The sequence below is a fragment of the bacterium genome (assembly GCA_035528375.1).
GTDB lineage: Bacteria > RBG-13-66-14 > RBG-13-66-14 > RBG-13-66-14 > RBG-13-66-14 > RBG-13-66-14.
The window spans coordinates 83,638-94,906 of record DATKYS010000073.1 but is presented as its reverse complement, the minus strand read 5'-3'; the positions used below and the strand labels follow the sequence as shown (position 1 = coordinate 94,906).

Genomic DNA, 11,269 nt, shown 5'->3' with positions numbered 1-11,269 from the left:
GGGCGGTTTTTATTCTGAAACACCGACCCGCTCGCCAACGGAACCCCCCGTATCATAAAATTCCCTCGTTCGATTCATTCCCCGGAACGGCCTTGACCGACGCCGAACAATCGCTTTGGCGGGACGACCCCCGCGCCGGTTTCTGGTGGTCCCTGGCCGGCGTGGCGGTGCCCGCCGCCGTGTACCTCATGATACCCGCCCTGACCGCCGAGCTCGGGGTGCTGGGGATGGGCGCCATCTGGATGAGCGCGGCGGTGGGCTTCTACGTCATCCTGGCCCTCGTCCTCGGTCGGTTTTCGAAGCTCGCCGTACCCCGGGGCTCGCGTCTCCTGGTGGCCGTCCTGGCCGTGGTCCAAGCCATCGGCACCGGGCTCTTCTTCACCGCCCTCTCCCTGGCCGACCCCAACCTGGTCGCCTTCGCGGGCAACGCCACCCCGCTCTTCACCGTCATCGGCAGCCGGCTCATCTTCAGGGAGCGCTTCACGGCCGGGCAACTCCTGGGCGGCGCCCTCGTCGTCGCCGGAGCCCTGGTGATGACCTACACCGACGAGAGCGGCTCCGCGGCCGGCGTCCTGTTGATGGTCGCGGCGTCGCTCTTCTACGCCGTGCACACGCTCCTGGGGCGGCACCTGACCCGACGGGTGGACCCGCTGGCGCTGGGCTTCTGGCGGACGGGTCTCATGGCGGCGGGCTTCGTCGTCGCCGCTTTCGTCACGGGGAACCTCCGTATGCCCTCGTCGGGAGGGAGCTGGCTGATGCTCCTGGCCGGCGGCCTGATCGGCCCCGTGGTGAGCATCGTCACCTACTACCTGGCACTCGCCCGCTGGGACGCGGGGAAGGTGGACCTGGTCCGCTCCAGCATGTCGCTCTGGGTGCTGGTCTGGACCGTGTCCTTTACCGGCCGACTGCCGGGATGGGTCCAGCTCGCGGGCGGGGCGCTGACCCTCGTGGGGGTGGTGCTGCTGCTCGCCCGCCGGGAGAGGGGAACGGGCGGCGGGACCGCCGGGGATTTGCCGCTCCCGCAGCCGAACCGCCGAGGGTCGGACAGGTTTTGAATGGAAGCGCACTCGGCGCGTCTTCGGGAAGCCCTGTTTTCGAGGGGCTTTTTTTCGCCCCCACCCGAAGGCTCGGATGCCGAACGTTACTCCATCCGCTCCATTCCCGGCGGTGAAATAGATGCAGACTAAATTAGTCAATTTCACCGATTAGGATTGACGTTATTTGGCGAGTCAGGTACTTTAAAGACGTGTTAATTTCATTGAAATATCAAACGGGCCAAGAGGAGAAAGAATGACTCCGGAAAAAGAGGGGCAGGATCAGCGGATAGTGCTCACCCTCTGCATCTGCAGCTCATGCCCTAGTTGGGTCGAGTGCGGCGAGCGCGGCGGCTACTGCTCAGCGAACATCGGTCGGAGCAGGAAGATAAAAAAGGAGCGGGGCTGCATCTGCGGCGGGTGCCCGGTGGCGGAGAAGCTGGGGCTCGTGCGGGATTACTTCTGCACCCGCGGCTCCGAGAAGAAGCAGATGGGCCGGTAGGAAGTTAAGTGGGGGGTGAATCGAAGCGTTAACGGTTTCAAGGGTCTTTTTTTTACCTTTTTCCTGTCAGTTTTGGGGGAAAATTTCGTTTCGAATTGACACATAACGGCTTGCGGGGGTAAAATCCCATGCCGCACGCCGATTCAGCATGGACGCGGATGTGAACCCAGGAGCGCAGTTGCCCGAGCTCTACCGGATCAAGCGGGAAATCATCGAGGTCGGGCGGCGCATGTACGCCCGGGGGATGGTGGCCGCCAACGACGGCAACATCTCCGTGCGGCTCGACAACGGGCTCTTCGCCGTCTCCGTCGCCGGGGTGAGCAAGGGCTTCCTCACGCCCGACGACGTCGTCGTCGTGAACGAGTCCGGGCGGAAGATCGAGGGCGGCGGTAAACCCACCAGCGAGGCCAAGCTGCACCTCTTCGCCTACTCCCGGCGGCCCGACGTGGGCGCGGTCTGCCACGCACACCCCCCCTACGCCACCGCCTTCGCCGTCAGCGGGCGCGGGCTGCCGCCGAACATCCTCCCCGAAATCATCCTCGCCGTGGGCGGCGAAATTCCGCTCACCCCCTACGCCACGCCGTCCACGGAGGAGCTGGCCCGCTCCATCGAGGAGCACCTGGGCGGGGCCGACGCATTCCTTTTAGCCAACCACGGCGTCCTGACCCTGGGCGCGGACCTCACCCAGGCCTACCATCGCCTCGAGACGGTGGAGCACTACGCGAGGATAGCGTGGCTGGCGTTGTCGCTGGGCGGGGCGACGCCCTTGCCCGAGGGGGAGCTGGACCGGCTGTGGTGCATCTCGAAGGGCCTGGCGCCCGACTGCCGCGAGCCGGGCGGAGAATCGCCGGAGGAGTAAATCATGCCACGTCTTTTTGGAGTTCGTGCAGGTGTAGAATACACCGATACTTTTGTTAAAGGCGGTTTTGTAGCTATCGGTACTTCTAGACCTGACCTCTCACCGTATTATATGTATGACGTAACGCCTTATTTAATACCGGAGGATAAAGATGCTCTGCGGCGTGATTACACTGTTGCCCACAATGACTTGAGTGCTCGCGCCTGGTCTAATATCATCGGCTATTTCTGGCGTTTTGCCGTCGAGGCACAGAAAGGGGATATGGTCTTGGTGCCGGAGACGGAGACAGAAAGACTCCGTGTTGGTGAAATTGTCGGTGATTACTTCTATAAAGATGATGATTCCCGCTGTCCTCTGCCTCATCGTAGAAAAGTATCCTGGGAGTCACGGGTTCTTTTACGTTCTACGCTGCCGGTTTCCGTTCAAAATTCCCTGAGAACACCGAATATGATTTCTTACATCCTGGAAGAGGTTGACCCAGTCGCGCTGCGCGACAGCCTCCAAGACCCGGATAAAGCCACTCTTTTAGGGACGGAAAAGCCGAGCGAGGTTCAAACGCTGGACGGGCTCTACGAGGCGGTGCTGGACCGGATCCTGGAGCTCGACCCCGAGGACTTCGAGATTCTGGTAACCGCGCTTCTCTCGACCCTGGGCTTCGAGGCCCAGCACGTGGGCCGCACCGGCGACGGCGGCATAGACGCCGTGGGGACCCTGGACGTTTACGGCATGGCCCGGGTGGAACTAATGGTGCAGTGCAAGCGCTACAAGCGTGATTCACGCATCAATCCCAAGCAGGTGCGGGACTTCCGCGGGGCCGTCCCCCAGAACTCCCAGGCCTGCTTCATCACCACCGCCGGCTACGTGAAAAAAAGTTGGGAAGAGGCCACCCGGGAGGGTTATAAGAGGATCGGCCTCATCAACGGCCGCCAGCTCGTGGACATCCTCACCGAGAAGTACCATGATTTACCGACCGAGCTCAAAGACCGCCTGAATCTGCGCCTCGCCCTTTTCCCCGAATGACGGTTGTCCGGGGGGTGTGGATGCACGTAATACTGCCTTTTCTTTTACTGACCATTCTCGCGCCGGTGCTCGCCGACGTGGACGGGACGCCGGGGGAGGAGACCATGGCCGATAAGCCGCGGATCAGCGTCAACTTCATCTACAACTTCACCAGCTCCCTGGAGGACACCCGGCACTTCTACACCGACCTTCTGGGGATGGAGGAAATGGCGTACAAGCCGGAGTGGAACTACCTGTGCTACAAGTTCGGCGACCTGGAGTTCATGTTCTTCGGGGCCCAGGGGGAGCTCGCGCACCCGACGGAGTACGCCGACCAGCCGGGCTGGCCGGGCGGCACCCTGGAGACGACGAGCTGGTCGGTGCAGGTCCCCGAGTCGGACTTCGCCGAAACGGTGGGGCGGCTCAAGGCCGGAGGCGTCCCGACCTTCAGCGCGAAGCCCGAGTGGCGCGTAGACAGCTACTGGGGTTTCACCGTGAGGGATCCCAACGGCGTCACCGTCGAGGTTTACACCACCCCCCAGGATAAGCCGGTCTCGAAGGAGTGGACCGACTAGACCCCCGGCGCGTTCTCATTTTCGCAAGCAAGGAGTCGGGTTGTCGCCGAGACGCAAGTTCAAGAAGGTGCTCCTGTGCGGGGCGGGCGAGGCCGGGCGGATGATCGCCCGGGAAATCCTGCACAACGCGTCGTACCGCTACGTCTGCGTCGGCTTTCTGGACGACGACGAGGAGAAGGTCGGCTGGGAGATAGAGAGCGCGCCGATTCTCGGCCTCATTGACGAGCTGCCGCGTTTCGTCGCCGAGACCGGAGCCGAGGAGGTGCTCATCACCGTGCCGAGCGCCTCGGGCGCCCTGGTGCGCCGGGTTTCCCGGCTCTGCGACGAGGCCGACGTCCCCTTCCGCGTCCTGCCGAGCCTGTTCCAGGTCATCCACGGCGAGGCCGCCCTGACCCAGGTGCGCGAGGTGCGCCTGGAGGACCTCCTGCGTCGGGCGCCCATCGAACTCGACCTGGACCTGGTAAGCCGGTTCATCTCCGGCAAGACCGTCCTGGTCACCGGGGCCGGCGGCTCCATCGGCGAGGAAATCTGCTGCCAGGTCGCCACCTTCAACCCCGCCAAGCTCATCCTCCTGGGCCACGGCGAGAACTCCATCTTCGACACCTTTCACAACCTCTACCGCTGTAACCTTAACTGCGAGAAGGTGAGCGCCATCGTGGACCTGCGGGACAAGGCGCGGTTGGCCAGGGTTCTGGCGACGCACTCCCCGGAGATAATCTTCCACGCCGCCGCCCACAAGCACGTCCCGCTCATGGAAGAGAACCCCTGCGAGGCCTTCGCCAACAACGTGGGCTCCATGCTGGCGCTGGCCGAGCTGGCCCCGGCGCACGGCGTCAAACAGGTCGTCCTCATCTCCACGGACAAGGCGGTGGAGCCGTGCAACGCCATGGGGGCGTCCAAGGCGGTCTGCGAGGTGGTCGCCTACCTGGCCAACCGGGACAACCCCGACACGAGTTTCATCTCGGTCCGGTTCGGCAATGTGCTGGGGAGCCGGGGGAGCGTGCTGGAGCTGTTCCGGCGTCAGATCGAGCGGGGCGGCCCGGTCACCGTCACCGACGAGCGGATGGAGCGGTTCTTCATGACCATCCCCGAGGCGGTGGAGCTGGTGCTGCAGGCGGCCGCCGTGGGCCGCGGCGGAGAGATTTTCGTCCTCGACATGGGACAGCCGCTGCGCATCAAGGACCTGGCGAAGATGCTCATCGAGCTCTCCGGCTACACCCTGGACGAGATTCCGATAATGTACACGGGGTCGCGCCCCGGCGAGCGGCTCACCGAGCGCCTGTTCTCCGCCGCCGAGGAGCGCCTCCCCAGCCCCCACCCCCAGGTGCTGATCGCGCGCCACAACGGCATCTACCCCGAGCTGTGGGACGTCATCCGCCGGCTGCACGAGGCCGCCGTCGGGTTAAAGACCGACGAGTTGGCCGGCCTCGTGAAGCGCATCGTCCCCGATTCCACCTGGAAGCCCGCCGACACGGCCTTCTGACTCCGGCCCTTCGGTCGTCGAATAAACGCCGCCTCCGGGTCAGTTTGACCGTTTCATCCTAAGACTGATACTCCATTATGGAGTAAAACTCATCGGCGGCTGCGTCACCGGGTTGTGATGCCGGTCCGAAGCCGCTCGTGGAGGTGATCTATGTCCCAGACCGAGGTGCCCATACCCGAGCGCAAGCGCATCGCCCTCATCGCCCACGACAACCGCAAGCCCGACCTGGTCGCCTGGGCCCGTTTCAACCGGAGCGTTCTGGCCCGGCACACGCTCTACGGCACAGGGACCACCGGCCGCGTCATCGCGGAGGAGCTCGGACTCCCGGTGACCCGGTTCAAGAGCGGTCCCCTGGGCGGCGACCAACAGGTCGGGGCTCTCATCGCCGAGGGCGGCCTGGACTTCGTCATTTTCTTCTGGGACCCTCTCGAGCCGCACCCCCACGACGTGGACGTCAAGGCGCTGCTTCGCATCGCCGTGGTCTACAACGTGCCCATCGCCTGCAACCGCTCCAGCGCCGACTTCATGATTTCCTCCCCGCTGATGGACCGGGAGTACCACCGGCTGGTGATAGACTACGGGGAGCGGATAACCGAGGTCTGAGGGACGGTCTTGTGCTCGTATAGCCGCCCACCGGGCGGTTTTTCGTTTATCGGCGCTGGCGGGTACGGTATTTGCTAAGGCATAGAGTACCGAGTTTGGAAAGAGTGCATCCCACCGTAAAAAAAGGTCATCAACGTGGTTTTCCTCCTGGTTCACGACGATTGGGAAGCGAGCGGCCGGATGTGGCGGACCCCGCCCTGGCCGACCTTCGCGGTAGGCGGAGACGGGCTGTGGCCCGAAGAGCCTGTGTGGGTCACCGCAGACGTGACCGGTTTCCTCCGGCGCTGGCACGAGGAACGGGACCCGCGGAAGGTCGAGCTATGGGTCAGCGGAAGCACCCCCGGCGAGGATGTGTGCTATTTCACTTCGGAGGAGCCGAAGGGGTCGCGGACCCTGACCGAGGTGGAGGAGCCCGAGCCCTGGTGGGTGATGCGGGCCGTGTGGTAGCCGCGGTGGGACCGACCAAGGACGTCGGTCGGACCCGGAACGGATCAGCTCCGGGTGATTGAAGAGGGTCAATTTCTCATGTACTACTATTGCAAGGGGATGAGATGAAAAAGATAACAATAATCAATGTAGCGACGGCTGTCGTCTGCCTGATTGCTTCAATCGCCGCTGCGGGTGGAACCGCACTCCTGAACCAGCTCGGCTCGCCGGGATCCTGGGGCGTGACGTACGTTCAGTTCGGATCGGCCTACGACAGCTGGATCGCCGACGATTTCACTCCCGAGTTCGACTGCGTCGTGGAAAGTTTCAGTTGCCAGCTCACACGCGACAGGGGCGCGTCTTTGCCGTCCGGTGAGTTCGAGCTCCGGATCTACACCGAACGCCTCTCGGACAAACCGGTCTGGGAGATTTCCGTACCGGCGGATGATCTGGACATCATCGCCACGGGAGACCTGTTGAGTGCCCGAATCGTGTACCAGGTCTGTGTGGAGTTGGATCCCGACAACCGGTTCAACGCCTATTCGGGGACCACTTACTGGTTCGCCTGGCGGATGCTGGACGAGCGGGACTGTCGCAACCTGACGATCAACGCAGGTAAATCCAACGACTCGTGGGCCTGGCGGTACGAGGATGAATCGTGGTGCGAGATCGGCACCGACGCCGACGCCGCGTTCTGCCTGGTGGGCACGCAGCCCTCCGACGTGTATACGTCATCGTTCGGGTACATCAAGGCGCTGTTCCGGTAGTACGCCGACGTATCGAAAGACCGGCCCGGGGCCGGTCTTTTTTACCTTGAATTGTTTACTCTGTCGGGTAAGTGTAGTGGTCCCCTCTCCCTTTAAGGGAGAGGGTCAGGGTGAGGGTAAGGCGTGAAAACGGCGGGGACTAAAGTCCCCGCCCTACATTTAACATAGCGAAAATGGTCTCCCTCTCCCTGTGGGAGCGGCGCGCCGACGGGATTAAGGGTGAGGGCTGCCTTGTAAAAAAACGGGCGGACCTGAAGGTCCGCCCCTACATCATCGCAAAGGGTATCACCCCGACAGGCAGGCGTCGGCGGCCTCGAAGCCCCCGACGATGGACTGGTCCATGTGGAGGTACTCCCAGCGGGCGTAGCGCCCGGCCAGGTGCACCCCCCGACGGACCAGCTCGTCCCGCAGGGCCAGGCGGACCCTTTCGGCGGCCGTGGTCTGGAAGGAGTAGGTGTAGCGGAAGGCCCGGGCGTCCCGGGCGATTATTTCATCCTCCCCGCCGATGCGCCCGATTTTTACGAGGTCGGCGATGACCCGGGAGGTGAGGGCGTCGAGGTCCGGCCGCTCCGTGTGGATGTACGACACCTCGGCCACTACGGAGCCGCGCCCCGCGGGTACCATGTCCGGCGAATAATTCTCCGGGACGTGCAGGCGGTGGAAGGCGAGGCCCGGGTCGGGAAAATACTCCCAGTGCGAGTCGTCGTCGGGCCGGGGTTTTTTCAGGCCCAGATGGACGAAGGCGGTGCCGACGCAGGGCAGGTCACCAGCACCCTCGACCATCTCCGCGGGTAGGTCCGGGGCGATTTTCGCCAGCCGCGGCAGGGGTAGGGTGGACACCAGGGCGTGGTAGGGGTGGCGCTCGCCGTCGCCGGTCTCGACCCAACGCTCGCCGGTGTGGACGCGCTTTACGACGGTGCGCAGCCGGAGCTCGCCGGGGACGGTCTCGGCCATGCGGTGGGCCAGGGAGCCGATGCCGCCCGTGCGCGGGTAGTGGAAACCCGCGTTGGGCCCGCGCCTGGGGGTAAAGCCCAGGGAGACGAGCCAGAGGCCGCGGCGGGGGAATTTGGGCAAAAATTTCCGGGCCCACTCCGGATCCATCCCGTCCAGCGGGTAGCGCCAGAGCTTGGCGTTGTAGTCGGTGAAAAATTCCTTCGCCAGGACCTCGCCGTACTGGGCGCGGGCGATTTCGGTGAAGGTCGGCGAGGCGGGCTCGGTCCTCCCCGCGCGGCGCAGACCCGGCAGGTAGCGCCTCTTCAAGACGGGCGACCGGACGAATCCCTCCTGGATGGGATACGAGATGCGCTCGTCGCCGATGGTGATGCGTGCGCGGCGCGGTTGGCGGGTCCACTCGCCCCCGAGGAGCCGCTCGCAGAATTCCCGGCTGGCGGCCGAGCGGAAGAAGAGGACGTGGGGCCCCAAGTCGTAGCTGAAGCCGTCGTAGGTGACGGTCTGGGAGATGCCGCCCACGCGGTCGGCGGCTTCAAAAATAATCGCGCGCCCACCCAGGCGGTGGGCGGCGCCCAGTCCGGCCAGACCGGCCCCGATGACGATGACGGGCTTCATTTTTTTGAAAAAAAACCGCCCCTGTCGGTCGGTCGTCCGGCGACGGGCGGACCTACTTGGTTATCCCGGGGACTTTTATCTTGGAGAGAAGCCAGAACGCCACGCCGTAGAAGACGAAAAGCACCCCGGAGAAAATCCAGGAGAAGAGCGAGGGAAGCCACAGCAGGCCCACCGAGGCGGCCAGGACGGCGCACACCCCCAGCGCGGTCAGGAGCACCCGGGGGACCTTCCACCCGGCGCGTACCAGGCGCAGGGCGAAGTGGTCCGGCGAGCCCTGGAACACGGACCAACCGCGCCTGGAGCGGTGGAAGGAGACCAGGAGGACCTCGAAAATCACCGGGCTCATCACCGATACCGCCACCACGATCTCCTGCACGCTCCAGGGGTAGGCGTCGAAAATCCAGATGGCGAGGAAGATGCTGACCACGAACCCCAGCGGCAGGCTGCCGCCGTCGCCGAGGAATATGGAAGCCGGCGGCCGGTTGAAGACGAGGAATCCGCCGAGGAGCCCGGCCAGGATCAACGGCGCCACCGCCAGGTCAATGAGCGTGCCCGAGGACGACGGCGACTGGTACATCACGAAGAGGGCCAGGCAGATGAAGAAGCTCACCCCCGAGGCCAGGCCGTCCAGCACGTCTATCTGGTTGAAGCCGTTGCCCAGGACGACTATTCCGACGGCGCCCAGGATGATGAGTACGACGTCGGGGCGCGGGTCGAGCACGTGGACGAAGAGGGGGTAAAAGAGGGCGATGAGCGCCACCTCGAGCAGGAACTTCACCATCACCTTCACCGGGCGGAGGTCGTCGAAGGTGCCCAGGAAGGTCAGCGTCCCGGCCACCGCCGCCAGCAGCACCACCCACCAGGGCGCGCCGAAAAAAGCGAAGAGGAGGACGAGGAAGGGGATGAAGACGCCGACGCCCCCGAGGTAGGGCACCGGCTGGGTGTGGGTTTCGACGATGGGGTTGGGCTCGTTGTGGATTTTCCAGCGGCGGGCGACCGTCCGCGCGACGAGGACGCCGAGAAGCCCGGCGGCGAAGGAGACGGCGAATGTGACTGCCGGATGCAGGGTCGGGCTCTCCTTGACGGGCTCCCCGGTCCGGAAGAGCCCGGCAACTATACCTCAACGGCCGTGTCGTTTCAAGGTGTTCGGCGCCCGGCGGCGGTCCGCTAGTGGAGCTCCGCCAGGGTGAAGTCGTCGGTGTGGGGGATGCCGTCCACCTCGTACCCCACCGTGTAGATTCCCTCCTCGACCCCCTGGATCACGCCCGGGTAGGCGACGAAGCAGGTGCCCGGCGGCTCGACGACCACGGTCGCGCCGAGGATGGCCTTCTCGGGTTTCCAGACCTCCACATAGGGGTAGATCCACTCGACGGCCCGGGTATCCTGCTCGCCATCGTTCAAAAAGCCCTGGAACTCCACGGTGACGGTGTCACCCTCGACGGCTGCCACCGTGGTTTTCTCCCAGGTCAACGCCGTCACGTACCGGGGGTCGTAGTAGGTGGCCCAGACGGTGTCCCCGACGGCGTAGGCCGGGGCTGGCGTTTCCTCGACGGTGGCCTCCCCCTCGGTGGCCTCCCCGTCGGTTCTCTCCTCCTCGCAGGAGGCGAAGGCCAGACAGAGACCGAGGGCGATTAAAAGCGCGATGCAGTTTCTCACCAAAGTCCCTCCAAGAAAAAGGGCGGATGCACCGCCCGTCCGAAAAACTTCCCGACCCGGCTCAGACTTCCCAACTCGGCTCGGCGCTCACCACGCGGAAGAGGAGGCGGTGGGAGACGGGGTAGTCGCCGAAGTACTGGTTGACGAACTCCTGCATCTCGTGGTACTCCTCGCCCTCGGTGAAGTCGGCGAGGAGCTCGAGGTGGACGCGCGCGCCGTAGATGTGGCGCGGGTCCTTGGCCGGCCCCAAAACGACCAGGAGGCCCTTCTTGGTCTTCAACAGGTTCTCGTAGGTGTGCGGGGCCGCGACGAGGGCGCAGGCGATGGTGTCGTCGGCGTGCATCCGCGCCGAGTTCATGATGCAGACCTCGAGGCGGGCGTCCTGCGGGTCCCCCGTGGCCAGGAAGGCCGTCGCGTCGTCGCGGTTGACCAGGTAGCGGATTTTGTCGATGAGTTCCATGCCCGGCGCCCTCCCAGTTTCCATCTATTACTATCAAACCTGGGCCCGGAGTGCAAGGAAAAAATTACTCGGGACCCTTGAGGAAAATTGCATTTATCGCGGAGATGCCGGTGGTGGGGAGTCGGCAGAATAATTCGGTCCTTTTGGAATCTTCTCCCTTGACAAAGGGGTGAACATGGTGTAACTTACTGTCCGCCTGCGGGGGGAACCTCGAAGGCGAGGGCGCGAATAGCACGCGGGAGCGCATCGGTGCTCACCGAAAGCCCGAAGAAGGTGCTATGTTCTTTGAAAGTTGGTAGGTGGGCGAGGGGTTTTTGACCCCGAGCCCGAGTACCACTC

The 11,269-nt window shown here is 64.1% G+C and carries 13 protein-coding genes; 9 read left to right on the top strand and 4 right to left on the bottom strand.

Annotated elements, in window-relative coordinates:
• The first annotated feature begins 92 nt into the window (after positions 1–92).
• From VM054_06025 to VM054_05985, 9 genes are all read left to right on the top strand, one after another.
• Positions 93–1,055: a DMT family transporter gene (locus VM054_06025; GenBank protein ID HUT98614.1), complete on the top strand. Its 963-nt coding sequence runs from the start codon at positions 93–95 to the stop codon at positions 1,053–1,055.
• Positions 1,056–1,290: 235 nt separating this feature from the next.
• On the top strand, positions 1,291–1,536 hold the full coding sequence (locus tag VM054_06020) for a DUF2769 domain-containing protein (protein HUT98613.1): 246 nt from the start codon (positions 1,291–1,293) through the stop codon (positions 1,534–1,536).
• A 178-nt stretch (positions 1,537–1,714) separates the two neighbouring features.
• Positions 1,715–2,395 carry a class II aldolase/adducin family protein gene (locus VM054_06015; GenBank protein ID HUT98612.1) on the top strand — a complete coding sequence of 227 codons (681 nt, stop codon included), beginning with the start codon at positions 1,715–1,717 and terminating at the stop codon, positions 2,393–2,395.
• A gap of 447 nt (positions 2,396–2,842) precedes the next feature.
• Positions 2,843–3,415 carry a restriction endonuclease gene (locus VM054_06010; GenBank protein ID HUT98611.1) on the top strand — a complete coding sequence of 191 codons (573 nt, stop codon included), beginning with the start codon at positions 2,843–2,845 and terminating at the stop codon, positions 3,413–3,415.
• A gap of 20 nt (positions 3,416–3,435) precedes the next feature.
• The gene (locus VM054_06005) at positions 3,436–3,969 is read left to right on the top strand and encodes a VOC family protein (protein ID HUT98610.1); all 534 of its coding nucleotides are present in this window, start codon (positions 3,436–3,438) and stop codon (positions 3,967–3,969) included.
• Between the two features lie 40 nt (positions 3,970–4,009).
• Positions 4,010–5,452, top strand: coding sequence for a nucleoside-diphosphate sugar epimerase/dehydratase (locus VM054_06000; GenBank protein HUT98609.1), 1,443 nt, complete (start codon positions 4,010–4,012; stop codon positions 5,450–5,452).
• Between the two features lie 150 nt (positions 5,453–5,602).
• Positions 5,603–6,055: a methylglyoxal synthase gene (locus VM054_05995; protein ID HUT98608.1), complete on the top strand. Its 453-nt coding sequence runs from the start codon at positions 5,603–5,605 to the stop codon at positions 6,053–6,055.
• Between the two features lie 135 nt (positions 6,056–6,190).
• Positions 6,191–6,502, top strand: coding sequence for a hypothetical protein (locus VM054_05990; GenBank protein HUT98607.1), 312 nt, complete (start codon positions 6,191–6,193; stop codon positions 6,500–6,502).
• A gap of 104 nt (positions 6,503–6,606) precedes the next feature.
• Positions 6,607–7,248 carry a hypothetical protein gene (locus tag VM054_05985; protein ID HUT98606.1) on the top strand — a complete coding sequence of 214 codons (642 nt, stop codon included), beginning with the start codon at positions 6,607–6,609 and terminating at the stop codon, positions 7,246–7,248.
• Between the two features lie 285 nt (positions 7,249–7,533).
• Here the strand turns inward: VM054_05985 and VM054_05980 are convergent, their stop codons facing one another.
• From VM054_05980 to VM054_05965, 4 genes are all read right to left on the bottom strand, one after another.
• Entirely contained in the window at positions 7,534–8,814 is a 1,281-nt protein-coding gene (locus VM054_05980) for an FAD-dependent oxidoreductase (GenBank protein ID HUT98605.1), read from the bottom strand.
• A gap of 52 nt (positions 8,815–8,866) precedes the next feature.
• Positions 8,867–9,748, bottom strand: a complete 882-nt coding sequence (locus tag VM054_05975) for an MraY family glycosyltransferase (protein ID HUT98604.1) — start codon at positions 9,746–9,748, stop codon at positions 8,867–8,869.
• A gap of 233 nt (positions 9,749–9,981) precedes the next feature.
• Complete coding sequence (locus tag VM054_05970; GenBank protein HUT98603.1) at positions 9,982–10,470, bottom strand: hypothetical protein; 489 nt, start codon at positions 10,468–10,470, stop codon at positions 9,982–9,984.
• Positions 10,471–10,531: 61 nt separating this feature from the next.
• Positions 10,532–10,930 (bottom strand): hypothetical protein, encoded by a 399-nt coding sequence (locus tag VM054_05965; protein HUT98602.1) that lies wholly within the window; start codon positions 10,928–10,930, stop codon positions 10,532–10,534.
• Positions 10,931–11,269 lie beyond the last annotated feature (339 nt).